The following is a 15,178-nucleotide window of genomic DNA, read 5'->3' as shown; positions in this document are numbered from 1 at the left end:
CGCGCGGCCTGGTGAACGGGGGGCCGATCGCGCCGCTCCGCGAGACCACCGCCGCCGAGCTCGAAGCCATCGCCGCCCGCTACCTGGCACCCGAAGCCGTCCCCGCCTACGTCGAGAAGTCCCTCGCCCGAGGCGGCCTCGTCACCCTCCGAATGCACCCCGAGCACTGGCTCGGCGCCGATCTCGGCCCCTCCTGACCCGAAGGGGTGACGGCTTCACGAAATCGCCCCACGCCACGCCGCAGAGGTGCACTCTGCCGGGATGTCCACACGTATCAGCACGACAGCAGAGCGCGGCAGCGTCCCCTCCCCGCCGCCGATCCCGCCCACCTGCCCCAACTGCCGCCAGGGGCTGCTCTGGAAGGACACCCGGGCCGAGATCCGCGAGAACGACGAACACCACTGGCGCTGGTGGTGCGGCAACTGCTCCAAACGCTTCCGGCCGACGGAGGAGCATCTGCGCCGCTTCAACTAGGTAATCAGGCCGCCGGGACCAGACCCTCGTCGATGACCTGACGGGCCACCTCCGTCAGCCGCCTGCTGTTGCTCCGCGCATGCCTGCGCAGCACCGCGAACGCCTCGTCGACGCCCATCCCCAGCCGCGCCGCCAGAATCCCCTTCGCCTGCTCGATGACGATCCGGCTGTGCAGCGCACCGCGCAGCTGCGCGCCGGTGGCGCGGTGGGCGCGCAGGGTCTGTTCGTGTACGAGGCCGATCGTGGCGGCGTCGGCGAGCGCCTGCCCGAGGCGTACGTCCGTCGAGGACGGCGGGGCAGGGTCGGTGCGCAGGAGCAGCAGGCAGCCCAGCCGCTCCCCGCGCAGCCGCATCGGCAGTGCGCTCGCCCAGGTGTACCCGGCCCGCCGGGCGAGCGGCACGAACTCGCCCCACCGGTCCGGACCTTGGCCGAGCAGGTCGACGCGCGTCACGTCGGGTGCATCGGGATCACCGGGCGCGCCCGGAGCGTCGGGCGGCGCACCCCCGAGGTGGCAGTCGAGCGCGGGTCCGGCGTCCGCGGCGGCGTCGAGGAGTTCGGCGAGCGCGCTTCCCGGGTCGAAGGGGGCCACCGGCCGCAGCGGTTCGCCGTCGGGGGCCAGCAGTACCGCGGCCGCCGACACGTCCAGCAACTGCGCGCACCGCACGGACAGTTGCTGCAGGAAGTCGATCACATCGAACTCGTCGACGAGAGTGTCCGCCAGCTCGACGAACGCGTCCGCCAGCGAAAGTTCGCGTTCCGGGTTCATAGGGTTGCTTCCTCGGTTCCGGTTCTCGGGTGCCGCGTGACGTCATCGGTTGCCGCTTTCCGAATGGCCGGGGCCGGGGCAGGGGCCCGGCCCCGAACAGTCGGCGGTCAACTGCAGCCGGCGGGCCACGACATCGCGCGAGACGGCGACGATAGGGCGATTGTGGGAGAAGGCATAAGCACGCAATCGGTCAAGAGCGGTGGCCAGATTCACCCCGAGTTCGACACTGAGCATGCCGCTCGCCTGGTGCACCACGGCCCGGTGCAGTCCGCTCGGGCGGTTGTGGGTGGACTCGTTCTCGTACGGTCCCGGGCGCGCGGACCGCGCGGACCGCGCGGACCGCGCGGGCGGCGACAGCGTGGAGAGCAGGTGCAGGGTGAGGGCGTCGCACAGACTCAGCGCGGCGTCGACGGACTCGTCCGCGAGGGGGCGTGGTTCGCGGCGGTAGCCGGTCAGCGCCCCCACGCTGATCGCCCCGAGGCGGAGCGGGAAGGCGAACACGGACCGTACGCCCAATTCCTCCGCGCCCGGCGCGAAGGCGGTCCAGCGCCGGGCGGAACTGGTGCGCAGGTCCGCGGTCAGGGACATCGAGCCGTGCTCGCCCGCCTCGTAACTGGGGCCCTCGCCCAGGGTGAACTGGAGGTCGTCGAGGCGGGTGCTCAACTCATCGCTGAACCAGAGCAGTTCGCCCGAGTCGGCCTGGGTGGACACGCACATGCCGTCCATGTCCAGGATTTGGGCGCAGCGCACGGTCCAGGCGGCGTCGGGGCCCTTTCCTCCGGCCTCCAACGCGGCGAGGAGTTCGGCGAGTTCGCCGTGTTCCCGTGCGACCATGCGTCATCACCCCGTTCGCCGGGGGTGTTCACGGCGAGCCGATCCCTGGGGCCGCACTCTGCCGAACGGCGAACTCTTCTCTCTTTCCCTCCAGGATGCCCGGAACCCCCAACTCCCATCAAGTCCCGTTCTGTACCTCTCTACTCCGCTGCCGGCGGGCTCTGGTTCATGCCGCTGTCGTGGCACTCCGAGCCCGCGCCCGGCACGGTGCCCTTCGCCAGGTAGTCCCCGAAGACCTTCATCGTGCACGCCCCCGCCGTCAGATACCCGTGCCCGAACGCCTCGTTGGTCGCCAGCGCCGAACCGCCCAGCATCTTCTGCGCCGCCTGCGCCCAGGCGAGCGGCGTCGCCGGGTCGCCCGTGTTCTGGGCGAGCAGGATCGGCTGCGTGCCGGAGGTCTTGATCTCGCGCGCCGGGGCCGCCGACTTCGCCGCCCAGTCCGCGCACGGCCGGAAAGTGTCGACCGGGCCGAAGAGCGCGGACTTCTTTGTCGCCTTCACCAGTGCCGCGTCCAGCGCCTCGTGGCTGCGGTCCTCGTCCGTCGCGAACTGGCAGGCCACCGCCAGGTACGACTGGTCCGTGGACCCGTAACTCCCGTCCTCCTTGCGGCCGTGCGCCCCGTCCGCGTCCTCCCGCACCCCGTCGAGGTCGCCCTTCAGCGCCGACCCCAGCGTCTTCGTCAGCTTCGGCCAGCTCGCGGCCTGCCCCAGCCCCTCGGTGAGCGCATCCCGCAGGTCGGACCCGGACACCGGGCGCTTCGGGTCGGACTTCGCGGCGACCGGCTTCGCCTCCAGGTCCTTCGCCAGCTTCTGGATCGCCGCGTCCGTGGCCTTCGGGTCCTTGCCCATCGGGCAGGGCTCCTGGTCGCCGTCCTTGTCCTCGGCGCACCGGGCGAGGAAGGCCTCGTACGCCTTCTGGAAGGAGGCCGCATTGTCCTCGATGATGCCGGGCAGCGTGCGCGCCGGGTCCATGACGGAGTCCAGGTACATCCGGTCGATGTGTTCCGGGTACTGCTCGGCGTAGTACGCGCCGAGGAGGGTTCCGTACGACACGCCCGCGTAGTCCGTCTTCTTCTCGCCCAGCACGGCCCGCATGACGTCGATGTCGCGGGCGACGTTCTCCGTCCCGACGTGCGGGAGCAGCTTGCCGGACTTGGCCTCGCAGCCGTCCGCCATCGCCTTGGCGGCCTTCCGCCAGGCGGCCTTGCCGTCGGCGGTGGGGCGGGGGGTCGGGCCCGCCGCGTAGTACGCGTCCTTCGCGGCGGTGTCGAGGCACTCGACCGCCTTGCTCTCCCCCACCCCGCGCGGGTCGAAGCCGATCACGTCGTACGCCTTGCCGACCTCGGGCGACACCATCGGGATCGCGGGTGCGAAGCCGAGTCCGGAGCCGCCGGGGCCGCCCGGGTTCACGAACAGCGACCCGCGCTTCTCGCCGGTGGCCGGGAACTTGTTGACGGCGATCTCGATCGTCTCGCCGTCCGGCTCGGCGTAATCCAGGGGCACCTTGATCTTGGTGCACTTGCCCTCGGGCATCTTGGGGGAGCCCGCGGGCAGCTCCGGCCCCTTCGGACAGTCCGTCCAGACCGGCTTCTGCGAGGTGAACGCGGTCAGGGTCGCCGGGTCCGGGGCCTTCACGGGCTGCTGTACGGGCGAGGGCGTGCCGGGATCGGAGGCCGCGGCCTCCTTCCCGCTCCCGCCGCCGCTTCCGCATCCGGTGGCGAGGAGGGCCACGCCGACGACGGCGGCCCCCACCCGTACTCCGATGCCCCCGCGCATACGCCTCTGCATGACGCTTTCCCGCTTCCGCCGGCTCTGGACTGTCCCCCTCACCCTCAGCCCCTCCACCGCCCCCCCCGCGCGCGCCGGGCTGCTCCGCGCGGGGGCTGCACCCGCCCGCGCCCTGCCCGCACGGAGACCCCGTACCAGGCCCTAGCGCAGGACGCTGTCCACCTCGTACGACGCCGCCGACCACCCCGGCGCCCCCTTCACCGGGCTCAGCGTCACCCGGAGGCGGTCCTTGCCCCGGGTGACGGACGCCGGGAGCTGGTAGGAGTCCTCCAGCCAGCGGCGGTCGGGGTTGGACAGCGGCTGGTACCAGTCGGGCAGGGAGTGCCCGTCGACCTGCACCCGCACCCGCTGCCCGGCCTTCTCCTGGTCGCCGGTCCGGCGCAGGACGACACCCCGGTTGGCGGGGTCGACGGCCACGTCCAGCACCACCGGCACACGGGCCGTCCGGGTCCCGGCGGTGAGGGTCTGCGGCTTGCGGTACTCGCCCTCGAAGCAGGCGGCGAGGGTGCCGATCTCCGACATCGGGGCCCGTTGCGACACGTCGTCCGCCGCCACGCTGTCGGTGCGGCGCAGACGCGGGCCGTCCTGGCCGTACCAGTAGGTGGTGGCCGCGTAGTCCGCCGGAAGGTCGTCGTACGGGCCGTGCTCGACGGTGAAGCGCAGCGACCGCCCGAACGGCACCGCGTCCGCGAGCAGCAGCCGGTACCCGCTGGAGCAGTCCTGGTGCCAGCCGCCGCACTCGGGGCTGTCGGTCAGGCGGGCGGGGTGGCCGTTGAGGGGTTGGAGGTAGGTGCCGTACAGGAAGTACCAGGCGCCCCGGTAGAGGTCCTCCGTCCCCGTGCCGTGCACCTGCGGGGTGCTGGAGCCGTCGGCGAACACCCGCTCGTCGCCCTCCATGTGGTAGCGGTCGGCGGCCCCCTGCATGCTGTGCGAGACGCCGACGAGCTTGCCGCCGCCCTGCGCGGACAGGAACTCCCAACTGCGGTCGGCGACGGTGGAGGAGGCTCGCGAGGTGGCCCGGAAGTAGCCCTCCGTGCCCGTGCGCACCGCCCGCGCGTGGCCCTCGGAGGGGGTGGTGGTCACGGACGACGTGCCACCGGACACCGCCCGTCCCGACCCGTTGTACAGCTCGACGGTGGCGCTGCGCGCGTATGGCATCGGCCACCAAGCAACGAACTCCCCTGTTTGCGGGTCGAGTTGCTGCATCAGTGACCGTACGGGCGCCATCACGAACCCCGAGCCGGTGAACTCGCCGAGCGGCGCGTCCACGGTCCGCACCCCGTCGAAGACGGCCCGCAGCCGCAGCCCGCGCAGCAGTGCCCGCGACTCGTCGGCCTGCCGGGCGTCGCGCAGCGGGCGGAAGGTGCGCGTGCCGCGCCAGGTCTCCCCGCTGATCCGGTACCCGTGCGCCTGCTCGGACGAGGGGCCGCCGACGTCGACGGTGTCGGTGACCGGCCCCCCGACCGCGTTCCGCACCCAGTACGTGAACTCGTTGCAGTCGGAGGTCGAGGACTCCGCGCATTCGGTACGGATCGTCAGGCGCGACCGGCCCGCCGTCAGCGCGGCGGGCAGCTCCACCCCCTGTTCGTCCCACCGGCCGCCCTCCCCGGGCAGCCCCTTCCACTCCCCGGCCGACTCCCCGTCGACGTACACCCGCGCCTCCTGGCCCCCGATCCCCCGGTCCAGGGGCCGGGTCAGCAGCACGCCCCGGTTGCCCGGGTCGACGGCCACCGTGAAGGTGCTGCCGCCGCCGCGCCGGTACGCCCGCCCGGTGTCCTCCACCGGCGGCGGCACCCGCAGCACGGTCTGCGGCAGCCGCACCCGCACCGCCCCGACCAGCCCCGGCACGGTGGAGTGCGCGAGCCGCCGGGTCTTCCCGGGGGCGAGGTCGAAGCGGGCCCGGTGCTCCACACTCCCCGCGAGCGCGGGCTTCGGATCCTGCGTCCCGGCCTTCCGCAGCAGCTCCACCACGTCCTCGGCCTTCTCGCCCGGATCGAAGGTCCGCACCCCCTCCGCGTCCGCGAAGGACCGGTAACCCACCTGGTAGAGGTGCGGGTTGTGCTCGGTGGTGACCCGCATCGACTTCCGGTACGGCATCGGTACGGAGATCAGCGCCCCGCCGGACGACTGCTTCGGGTCGGCGACCAGCGGCGCGACGAACGGAGCCCCCAGCCGCCCCGACACCACGTCCGCCAGCGGCGCGTCCACCACCCGCTTCCCGTCCAGCTCCACCACGAGCCGCCCGGTCCCGGTCAGGTCCCCCTGCCACCGGGTGAACCACATCGACGCGATCTCCCCCGCCCCACGTGCTCGGCGATCACACACCCCGCCGAACTCTCCCTCATGCAGGGCGTCTTGCCGTCGAACCCGTCGTCGTTGCCGCCTTTCCGGTCGAAGCTGGAGAACATCCGCGTCTCCACACCCGTCGGCAGGTGCGCCGCCCGGTCCAGCCTGCGGTACGTCTCCCAGCCGACCGGCCCCTTCCCGGCGGCCGCCGCCGTCGCGGCCCGCCCGCCCGCACCGGGCGGCCGGGAGTCCTGCCCGTCGGGCGCGCCTCCCGACCCCACCGCCCAGGCCCCCACGACCACCGCACCCGCCGCGACCAGCACAGGGACACGCCTCATACGGCACTCCGCTTCCGCCCGGACCGGCGGACCGGCCACCCGACACATGGCCGTCCAGCATCACCGCCGCCGCGTACCTGCCCGGGGCCCACACTCGGCCCGGGACGGATCATCACCTCGTTGGCGGGCACCCGCCCGGGAACCCGGCCAATGGCCCCCCGCACCGCCGCCCCGCCGCCCCGGAAAAGACGTCGCCCGGCGCGGACCCGCCCTGGCACAGTGCCCACCATGACGACCTTGGAACTCCTGACCGCCGACGACATCGCGCTCATGCAGGGCCTGGCCCGGAAGATCGCCGCCCGTTGGCCGGAACGCATCAACGCCGATGCGTCGTACGGGGAGTTGGCCTGGAACTGGGGCGCGGCCCAGCTCCGTGACGGGAAGAGCTGGGTGCGCCGCCTCTGGTACGCAGACGGCGAGCTGGTGGCCTGGGCCTGGATCCACCTCCCCCGCCAAGTCACCAACAGCGAGGGGAAGTTGGTGGACGTCCCCGACGCCTACCTCGCCCACCAGGTCCACCCCGAGCACAGTGAACTCGTCGACGAGGTGATCTCCTGGTACGAGGAGGCCGTCCCCGGCGTCGAGCGCCGCGTCCTCCCCAACTCCAGGGACCCGTACGGCCTGGAGCGCTGGGCCGCACACGGCTACCTCCCGGACGAGGAGGAGGAGAACGACTGGACCCAGTTCAACGAGCTCCACCTCGGGGACGTCGAGTCCCCCGTCCTCCCGGACGGCTACCGCTTCCGCGACGCCACCGGCCTCACGCCCGAGGCCGTCGTCCGGGCCCACTGCGACGCCTGGCCCCGCTCGGCGTACAACGTCGAGGCGTACGAGAACGTACGCCGCACCCACCCCTACCGCCCCGACCTGCACCTCTTCGTCGAAGCCCCGGACGGGACCCTCGCCGTCTCCGCGATCATGTGGCTGGACGAGGCCAACAAGAGCGCCGAGTTCGAACCGGTCGGCACCCACCCCGAGTACCGCCGCCGTGGTCTGGCCCGCGCGCTCATGCTGTACGGGATGCAGGTGATCCAGGCCAACGGGGGCGTGCACATGACCGTCGCCTGCCTCGGGGCGGACGAGCACCCGTCCGCGCGCGGGCTCTACCACGGGGTGGGTTTCCGCCCGCTGAGCCGGGACGTACCCATGATCAAGACGGCCTAGAACGCCGGGCAGGTCCCGTCCTTCGCGGTCTCTCCGTCCACGAGCACCTTCAACACGGCAGTGTCCACACACGGGTTGCCGGACTGGACGACCCCATGGACCTGCCCGCCGACCTTCAGCAGTGACGCGGGCAGCGCCTTCGCGACGGCCTCGGCCTCGGTCAGGGTGGTCCGGACGTCCTTCTCCGCGTTGACGACCAGTGCACGCGGCGCGCCCTTCGCGGTGATCTCCCCGAGGGGCGCGCTGCTGCGTGGCCAGGAGGGGCAGTTGGCGTAGAGGGAGGCGTAGTAGGGGGCCGACTCCTCCTTGTCCAGGCGCTTGGCCGTGGCGACGGTCTCCTTCAGCAGCCCCTCCGTGGTCTTCGGCCAGACGAAGTCCGCGCACTTCACGCCGAGGTCGAAGGCGGTCGACTGACCGGGGTTCTTGAGCGCGGCGGCTACGTCCTTCGGGAAGCCCTTGTCGGCGTACGTCCGCAGATCGGCGTACGCGGCCCGGTCGCCCGGCGCGGCGTCCTCCGCCTTCGCGACGGCGCGGCTGAAGCCGGGCCAGTCGGAGGGCACCACCATCACCGCGTTGGCGGCCTTGAGCAGGGTGTCGTGGTCGGCGGCGGAGACGGTGGCCAACTCCTCCTCCGGCTCCGGGGCGATGGCGCATTCGGCGGGCCCCGAGGCCGCGCACCAGGACCTGAACCCGGCCGTCTGGGCGCGGAGTTCGGAGGCCCGCTTCTGCTCCTCGGTCTCGCCCGCCGTGCCGGAGGCCTCTTCGAGGGTGGCGTCGCCGCCGAGGGCGGCTTCGAGACCGGGTTCGGAGGGGTCGACCGTGCCGTCGAGGACGGCGGCGCGGACGCGGGTGGGGTGGGTGCGCAGGTAGTCCTGGGCGGTGGCCGTTCCGTAGCTGACCATGAGGAGGCTGAGCTTCTCCTCGCCGAGGGCGAGCCGGATGGACTCCAGGTCGGCGACGGTGTCGGCGGTGCCGAGGTGGGCGGTCAACTCCCCGTACTTCGCCCGGCACTTGGCGACGTACTCCTTGGCCGACTTCTCGACCGCCCCCGCGTCCGCCTTCTCCAGGTCGGCGAAGTCCCCCTCGCTCAGCTTCTCCAGTGCCCCGCCGGGCTCTCCGCAGTCCACCGGCCGGCTCTTCCCCGACCCGCGCCGGTCGAAGCCGACGACGTCGAACAACGCCCTGATCTGCGGCGGCATCAGGGAAGCGGTCGTGTACAGCCCGGGCAGCCCCGGCCCGCCCGGGTCCATCACCAGCGCCCCGATCCGCCGCCGCTTGTCGGTGGCGGGCAGCCGCGACACGGCCAGCTCCAGCGTCCCCGACCCGGGCTTCGCGGCGTCGATGGGCACCTTCAGCAGGGCGCACTCCCGGTTGGGCTGCCCGGTGACGGGGCAGCCCTTCCAGTCCGCCTTGGGCACGGGCACGGCGGGCGGCGGGGAGCTGGCCGCAGGCGTGTCCTTCTCGCTGCCCCCGCCCCCGCACGCGGCGAGCCCCAGCACGAGCGCCAGGACGAGGACGTACCGGACCAGCCCCGTCCGCCGGGAGTGCATTCCTCGCCGTACCGCCATCGAAGGCCAGCCCTTCCCGTGTCGCCCGTGCCGCTCTTCCGGGCCAGCATGGGCGGGGTGCGGGGGCCACGCACGCCGGGAGCGTCCGTACGCGTGGAGTGCGTACGGCTGCCGTACCCGCACGGTCCCGCCCGGTCCCGCCCGGGTTGCCGGTGGGCCGGGGCGTCCCAACGCTCGCCGTATGAGACGAAACCGTGCGGTGACGGGGGCTGTGGGGGCAGGCCCGGCGGCGGCTTCACCTCCGAGGCCGCCGGCGACAACGTCCGCTTCGTCACCTCTGGGCCCGACACCGCCAACAACCGCTGGTCCGTCCACGGCAAGGAAGTGAACGGCGTCGCCGACCAGGTCTCCGTGACCTCCATCTGTCGGCCGACCGGCTGACCCCCGACCCGACCCCAAGAGCCCCGGGCGCCCGACCGCCCGGGGCTCTTCGCGCACGCGGCTCACCGCCGCAGCCGTGCCGGCATCTCGCCCACCTCCGCCACCGCCCAGCGCCCCGCGCTCTTCGGGCCGGAGACGTCGGGGCAGAGGGCGCCGAGCATTCCCGCGATCTCGTCGTACTCACGGCCCTTGCGCGCGCTGTGCAGGAACTCGGCCCGCTGTCCGCCCGGTTCAGTACGGCAGCCACGGGGTCCTTGCGCAGATCCACCGATCGCAGAGGCGTGGACGTGACCGTACCGGGGCTGAGCGGGAACGGTCGTACGTACGACGGGTCACTCGTGCTGCTGGCATATGCCGATGCGTACGACGGGTGCCCCTGCCCGCCCCTACCGTCGCCCGCATGATCACTTCACCCCATCAGGCCTCGCACCGGATCTTCCCGGAGAGGCCCGGCCTGCTGGCCCCCGTCTTCCGCCTGCTCGGCGTGCAGGTCCCCGAGCGGGCCTCCGTCGAGGTGCTCGACCCGGAAGCCATCCGACTCGGACCGCTGCGGAGTCGGACGGACACCGTCCTGCGCGTCGTTCCGGCCGACGGGGGTCCCTTCCTCCTGGCCATCGACGTGCAGGGTCGCCGGGAACCGGAAAAGGAACGCAGTTGGCGGTACTGCCTCGGACACCTGGAGTCGCAGTTCCGGATGCCCGTGCTGCTGCTCGTGCTGTGCCGGGACCGCGCCACCGCGGCCTGGGCGGCGGGGCCCTTACCCGCGGAGGGGGCGTTGACCGTGCGCCCCCTGGTGCTGGGCCCGGACGAAGCCCCCGTTCTCCCGGGCTACTTCGAAGCGCGACGAAACCCCTTCCTGGCGGCCCTCGCCGCGGTGGTCCACGGCAACGGATCAGAAGGCTCCGAAGTCCTCCACGCGCTCGAATTCGCCTTGCGGGAGGGCGACGTGGCCGGTCGCCTCTACTGCGCGGAGCTCACCGAGGTGGGCCTGGCGGGCACCCCCGCGCGCACCGAGTGGCGGAAGCTGCAAGGCGCGGAGGGGTAGCGCGTTCAGGCGGCGGCCTCGGCCTCTCCCGGTGCGTGAGGTGCACTCGGAGGGAAGAGCCCCCGGGTGGTGTGTTCCGGGGGCTCTCCGTGGGCGTACGGGTGCCGGGTGGCGGGTCAGGCCGGGCCCAACTCGCCCTGCTGGACGGCGGTGACGAAGCGGGCGAAGGCCGCCGGCGGGAAGACGAGGGCGGGGCCGTCGGGGTTCTTGCTGTCGCGGACGGGGACGAGGGCGTATCCGTCGGCGACCTCCAGGCACTCGCCCTGGTTGCCCCCGCTGTAGCTGGACTTGCGCCAGGCGGAGGCGGGATAGCGCTGCGCGCTGTTCATACGTATACGTCCTTCATGATCGAATCGATCACGGCTGCCGACTTGTCCGCCGACAGGGCCGTTGCCTTGAGCAGATCATAGGTGTGACGACTCTCCGCCACGGCGTCGCTTTCGGCGAAGATGTAGCCGGTGGGGAAGCCGTCCACGTGGACCACATCGGCGCTGTCGTGGAACGAGAGCAGGCTGAACGGACAGCCGCCCGCGTGGTAGAAACCTTCGCTCGCCGGGATGATCTGCACCACGTGTTCGGGGGTCTCCGCGACGTCCCTGATCCGCGTCAACTGCCCGCGCATCAGCTCCGCGTCCCCGACCCGTCGTCGTAGCGCGGCCTCGTCAAGGATGATCCACAGTCGGGGTGCGCCCTCCTCCCGGGTGAGGATGCGCTGGCGTTCCAGCCGGGCGGTCAGGGCGTCCTCGATCTTCGTTACCCGTGCCTTGCGGAACACCTCGCGGGCGTACGCCTCGGTCTGCAACAGCCCCGGCACGATGTGCGGGTTGAACATGCAGATGTGCGTGGCGGTCTCCTCCAGCGCCACGTACTTCCTGAACCACACCGGGTAGGCGTACTTCAAGGCCAGCGGCCAGAGCCGCATGAACCGGCCGTGCGCATCAGGGAACAAGCGGTCGCAGGCTTCGGCGAACTCGCGTGGCGGGACCCGCTGACCCTTCTCGATCTTGGCGACCAGGGAGTAGCCACAGGTGGCCGCTTTGCCCAGGTCCGCACGTGTGATGCCCAGACGCTCCCGTTCCAGCCGGGCCTCGTTTCCGAAGTGGGCCAGAGCCGATGCCGCAGGGTCGTCCTGATCCACGCCGTCGTCTTCCACCGTCATGATCAACCCCCATCAACGGGTGGACAGTTGGGCATGTCCAACGGTTACCCCTAGTGAGCGTAGCCCTACACCCCGATGCTGATACGTGGAAGTGGTAACCCGGCGACAGAAGGGACCAGCACCACACCATGTGCACTGAACCGACACGGGCCGCCGAGGAGGCCCGCGACGAGTTGCGCGACGCGCTCGCAGGGGTGGGCGTGCAACTGCCCTCGCTCGGGCTCGACGCGGCCTCCCTCGCAGGGAGCCAGCCCCGCCCCCTCCTCGAACTCGGCCGTTGCAACCTCGACACGGCACGCGCGCTTGCCGCCGCCCTGCGCAAATGAACGACGGCGACGACCCGCAGCCCCGGCCCCGGGAGGAACAGGAAGCGGAGGACGAGCAGCGCCGTGAAGCACTGCTCGCCAAAGTCCGCGAAGCGAACAGGCAATCAGCCGAACGACCTCGTTGAACTCCCCGCTCCTGCCGGACAGTTCACCTGGCAGTGGCCCCGGCAGGGGCGGGCTCCACACAGCAACAGGAGAGAGCATGAGAACGCCCCTTGTCCAGACCCCCGGCACGGTGGGGGACGACGCGGTGCTCCGGGAGTGGTCTACCGCGTGTGATCCAACCCCCAGCGCGGTCGCCCTGGCCCGCACTCGTACGCGTACGCAGCTCACCGTCCTCGGCTGGACCGGCGACGTGGAGGACGCGGTCCTCGTCGTGTCCGAGCTGGTGACGAACGCGGTACGACACGCGTACGTCGCCGGGCACGTGCCCTGGCTGCGGCTGGCCGTGCTGGAGAGCGGCGGGCTCTGGGTGGACGTGTCGGACGCGGTGGCCGGGTTCGGGCCGGGCGCGAAGGGTGAGGAGGGCGGGCGCGGGCTCCAACTCGTACGGAATCTGGGCCGGTTGAGCTGGTTCCTGCGTGCGGAGCCCCAGTGCGGGAAGACCGTACGGGTGCATCTGCTGCCGTGACCCCGGGAGGGGGACCCATGCGCCTGCATCCGGGTGAGCCAGCGGCCATGGGCTGGCGGGTGGTGCCCGTGGAGGAGGTCGTAAAGGTCCCGCCGGTGCCCGTGCCGGGGCAGGCCCGGTGCGTCGACCTTCCGGCGCCGCCCCGGTCCCGGGCGCGGGACCTGGTCGAATGCGCGGCGCCCCGGTGCGGTCGGGACTTTCTGCCCGTGGGCGATGAAACGCACTGTGGGCCGTGTCGGGGCGAGCGGGCGGAGGCGGCCCAGGCCTGCGAGGGCATGGCCCCGGGGGCTTGGGCGCCCCTGTCTGCCCTTTAGCCCCCTGCGGGCCGGTCGGCACCCGCACCCACCCGTGTGTCTCCGGCCGTGACGCGCGCCCACGGAGGGCGCATTCAGCGGGTCCCGGGGGCGGCAGGGGCACCATGGCGTCGCATGATCACCGTTCACGTGAAGTACGAGATCGACCCCGACCGCATCGCGGACTTCGAGGAGTACGGCCGCCAGTGGGTGGACCACGTCGCCCGGTTCGGCGGCACGCACCACGGCTACTTCCTGCCCGGCGAGGGCGACAGCGACATCGCGTACGCCCTCTTCTCCTACCCGAGTCTGGCCGTGTACGAGCAGTACCGGGAGGACAGCGCGCGCGACGCCGCCTGCCGGGAGACGGTCGAGCTGGCCCGCCGGACCCGGTGCATCCGCCGGTACGAGCGCCGCTTCCTGCGCCCGCTCGACCCGGCGCCCGGCTCCTGACGGCCCCCGGCCCCAAGGGGCAGACCCGGTACGCGCCCTAACGGCCTATCAGCTCGCGCGCCCCCGCCCCCCTCCTGCCAGCGTGGAGAGGAGGCAGGCGAGGAGAGGCGTGGTGCGGCGTGAAGACCGTCGAAGGCAGGAACACAAGGGAGAAGGCGGGGAGGGCACTCCTCGTGCTGCTCGTCGCCGGGGCGCTCGCGGGGGCCGCGCTGCTGCCCACGCTCATCAGCGTGTTGCAGCAGCAGCCGTAGGGAGGAAGCGGACGTGAGGAGACTCGGGGCAGCGGTACGGCGGTGGACGGTCGCGGTGGCCGCCCTCGTGCTGGGGGCCGGTGCGCTGGCCGCCGCGCCCGCCGACGCACAGCGGTGGGAGTGGGCGACCTTCACCGACCGGCTGGGGTGCGCGAAGGGCATGAAGCAGCTCTTCACCTACGCCGAAGTGCCCGCCGCCTACGCCGAGGCGAAGCCCCGCTTCACCACCACCCAGGGCGACAGCGGCCTGCCGCCCGCCACCGGGGAGTGGTCCCTGGGGCCCGGCATCAGCAGCATCTACGTGAACCGCAGCAGTTACACCTCCTCCACGTACAGCCCCCTGTTCCGGGTGGCGTACCTGGAGCCGTACATGCCGCCGGTCAACACCCGCTACACCCTCACCCTGACCCTCCCGGCCGCCACCCGCCTCCAGTTCTCCGTCGCCGACATGGACGACGGGTACGGGTATGAGGTCACCGGCCTCCTGGGCACCACCCCGGTCAAGCCCACCGGGTACGCCCACAACCCCGCCGGAGTCGTCATCTCCTACCCCAAGCCCGACACCGTCCGGGTGTGGCGCGGCAGCTGGACGGACCTGAGCGACCTCGACGAGCGTGCGGTCGGCGACATCGCCTTCCTGCGGCCCGTCGACAAGGTCCTCGTCTCCGTCGTCCGGGACAACGAGGGCAGCAGCGGCTCCAACACGATGATGTCCCCGTACGTCTGCACCCCCGACACCAAGGGCTCCCTGGTCGTCGGCACACCCGCCTACGCCGGCCCGCAGCCCACCGGCACGGGTACGGGTGCCGCCTACGACGTACCCGTGGAACTGCGGCTGAGCACCGAGGGCGCGCCGGTCTCCGCCCGGGTCGAGGACGACCTGCGGGCGCGGATCGAGGGCGGTCCCGTACCCGGCAAGGTGGAGAGCATCACCGCGGGCCCGGTGACCGGGGAGGCGGCGGCCTGCCGTCTCAACCCGGCCTGGCTCGACGGGAGTTCGGTGCGCGTCCTGGATGCGCCCGCGCCCCTGCTCGACGGGAGGAACTGCGTCGCGAAGATGACCGCCCGCGTCTCCTACCAGGGGCGCGTGCCCACCCGCCCCTGGTCCAAGGAGCACTCGTCCAGCGTCTTCGCCGACGCGGCAGCCACGACCCTCCTCGACGGCCCCCGCGCCGAGCGGACCACCTACGCACCCCCGGCCGGGCTCGTCACCCGACCGCCCAGGTAGCGCCGAACGCGTCAGTCCAAGCACCCCCGGCCCAGCGGGCAGGGGGTGCTTTCGTGTGACATCGGGCCCCGAACGACACGCTTTCGGGCCCCTTCCGGTTGCGGACCGGACGGGTGACGGAGCGTCACGTCCTGCGGTGGATTCCTTGCGGCGGCTGGGCCGCACCCCGGACGCCGCGTCGTCCTACGTGCCGT

General features: G+C 72.3%; 18 protein-coding genes. 10 read left to right on the top strand and 8 right to left on the bottom strand.

Annotated elements, in window-relative coordinates:
- Positions 1 to 11: 11 nt before the first annotated feature.
- Both IE269_RS09700 and IE269_RS09695 read left to right on the top strand, forming a co-directional pair.
- Positions 12 to 197, top strand: a complete 186-nt coding sequence (locus IE269_RS09700; RefSeq protein WP_229897518.1) for a hypothetical protein — start codon at positions 12 to 14, stop codon at positions 195 to 197.
- A gap of 64 nt (positions 198 to 261) precedes the next feature.
- On the top strand, positions 262 to 474 hold the full coding sequence (locus IE269_RS09695) for a hypothetical protein (RefSeq protein WP_189822413.1): 213 nt from the start codon (positions 262 to 264) through the stop codon (positions 472 to 474).
- 4 nt (positions 475 to 478) lie between these two features.
- Here IE269_RS09695 and IE269_RS09690 read toward each other — a convergent pair whose 3' ends face one another.
- The 5 genes from IE269_RS09690 to IE269_RS09670 all read right to left on the bottom strand — a co-directional run bounded on the left by IE269_RS09690 (position 479) and on the right by IE269_RS09670 (position 6,485).
- Entirely contained in the window at positions 479 to 1,240 is a 762-nt protein-coding gene (locus tag IE269_RS09690; RefSeq protein ID WP_189822412.1) for an ANTAR domain-containing response regulator, read from the bottom strand.
- 42 nt (positions 1,241 to 1,282) lie between these two features.
- The gene (locus IE269_RS09685) at positions 1,283 to 2,074 is read right to left on the bottom strand and encodes an ANTAR domain-containing protein (RefSeq protein ID WP_189822411.1); all 792 of its coding nucleotides are present in this window, start codon (positions 2,072 to 2,074) and stop codon (positions 1,283 to 1,285) included.
- Between the two features lie 140 nt (positions 2,075 to 2,214).
- Positions 2,215 to 3,861 (bottom strand): alpha/beta hydrolase, encoded by a 1,647-nt coding sequence (locus tag IE269_RS09680; RefSeq protein ID WP_189822410.1) that lies wholly within the window; start codon positions 3,859 to 3,861, stop codon positions 2,215 to 2,217.
- A gap of 141 nt (positions 3,862 to 4,002) precedes the next feature.
- A complete protein-coding gene (locus IE269_RS09675; RefSeq protein WP_189822409.1) occupies positions 4,003 to 6,144 on the bottom strand; it encodes a glycoside hydrolase family 172 protein in 2,142 nt (713 codons plus the stop codon).
- The gene (locus IE269_RS09670; protein ID WP_189822408.1) at positions 6,114 to 6,485 is read right to left on the bottom strand and encodes a hypothetical protein; all 372 of its coding nucleotides are present in this window, start codon (positions 6,483 to 6,485) and stop codon (positions 6,114 to 6,116) included. Before IE269_RS09670 ends, IE269_RS09675 begins: the two co-directional genes overlap by 31 nt.
- Before the next feature lie 228 nt (positions 6,486 to 6,713).
- Here IE269_RS09670 and IE269_RS09665 point away from each other — a divergent pair, with 228 nt between their 5' ends.
- Entirely contained in the window at positions 6,714 to 7,649 is a 936-nt protein-coding gene (locus IE269_RS09665; RefSeq protein WP_189822407.1) for a GNAT family N-acetyltransferase, read from the top strand.
- Here the strand turns inward: IE269_RS09665 and IE269_RS09660 are convergent.
- Positions 7,646 to 9,217 carry an alpha/beta fold hydrolase gene (locus IE269_RS09660; RefSeq protein ID WP_189822406.1) on the bottom strand — a complete coding sequence of 524 codons (1,572 nt, stop codon included), beginning with the start codon at positions 9,215 to 9,217 and terminating at the stop codon, positions 7,646 to 7,648. The two genes, IE269_RS09665 and IE269_RS09660, sit on opposite strands and share 4 nt — an antisense overlap.
- Positions 9,218 to 9,244: 27 nt before the next feature.
- Here IE269_RS09660 and IE269_RS09655 point away from each other — a divergent pair, with 27 nt between their 5' ends.
- Positions 9,245 to 9,598, top strand: coding sequence for a hypothetical protein (locus tag IE269_RS09655; RefSeq protein WP_189822405.1), 354 nt, complete (start codon positions 9,245 to 9,247; stop codon positions 9,596 to 9,598).
- A 400-nt stretch (positions 9,599 to 9,998) separates the two neighbouring features.
- Entirely contained in the window at positions 9,999 to 10,643 is a 645-nt protein-coding gene (locus IE269_RS09645) for a hypothetical protein (RefSeq protein WP_189822404.1), read from the top strand.
- A gap of 116 nt (positions 10,644 to 10,759) precedes the next feature.
- Here IE269_RS09645 and IE269_RS09640 read toward each other — a convergent pair whose 3' ends face one another.
- Positions 10,760 to 10,972 carry a DUF397 domain-containing protein gene (locus tag IE269_RS09640; RefSeq protein WP_189822403.1) on the bottom strand — a complete coding sequence of 71 codons (213 nt, stop codon included), beginning with the start codon at positions 10,970 to 10,972 and terminating at the stop codon, positions 10,760 to 10,762.
- Entirely contained in the window at positions 10,969 to 11,802 is an 834-nt protein-coding gene (locus tag IE269_RS09635; RefSeq protein ID WP_189822402.1) for a helix-turn-helix domain-containing protein, read from the bottom strand. The genes IE269_RS09640 and IE269_RS09635 overlap by 4 nt, the downstream gene beginning before the upstream one ends.
- A 128-nt stretch (positions 11,803 to 11,930) precedes the next feature.
- On the opposite strand from IE269_RS09635, the gene IE269_RS09630 reads away from it, so the two are divergent.
- From IE269_RS09630 to IE269_RS09615, 5 genes are all read left to right on the top strand, one after another.
- A complete protein-coding gene (locus tag IE269_RS09630; RefSeq protein ID WP_189822401.1) occupies positions 11,931 to 12,128 on the top strand; it encodes a hypothetical protein in 198 nt (65 codons plus the stop codon).
- Positions 12,129 to 12,330: 202 nt separating this feature from the next.
- Positions 12,331 to 12,759: an ATP-binding protein gene (locus IE269_RS09625; protein WP_189822400.1), complete on the top strand. Its 429-nt coding sequence runs from the start codon at positions 12,331 to 12,333 to the stop codon at positions 12,757 to 12,759.
- A gap of 428 nt (positions 12,760 to 13,187) precedes the next feature.
- Positions 13,188 to 13,505 carry an NIPSNAP family protein gene (locus tag IE269_RS09620; protein ID WP_189822399.1) on the top strand — a complete coding sequence of 106 codons (318 nt, stop codon included), beginning with the start codon at positions 13,188 to 13,190 and terminating at the stop codon, positions 13,503 to 13,505.
- Between the two features lie 119 nt (positions 13,506 to 13,624).
- Positions 13,625 to 13,756, top strand: coding sequence for a hypothetical protein (locus IE269_RS43065; protein ID WP_268253590.1), 132 nt, complete (start codon positions 13,625 to 13,627; stop codon positions 13,754 to 13,756).
- Positions 13,757 to 13,769: 13 nt separating this feature from the next.
- On the top strand, positions 13,770 to 14,984 hold the full coding sequence (locus tag IE269_RS09615; protein ID WP_189822398.1) for a hypothetical protein: 1,215 nt from the start codon (positions 13,770 to 13,772) through the stop codon (positions 14,982 to 14,984).
- Positions 14,985 to 15,178 lie beyond the last annotated feature (194 nt).

Source organism: Streptomyces spiroverticillatus (genome assembly GCA_014650415.1).
GTDB classification, from domain to species: domain Bacteria; phylum Actinomycetota; class Actinomycetes; order Streptomycetales; family Streptomycetaceae; genus Streptomyces; species Streptomyces spiroverticillatus.
The sequence above is the reverse complement of the archived record's forward strand: the minus strand, read 5'-3'. Positions and strand labels throughout refer to the sequence as shown.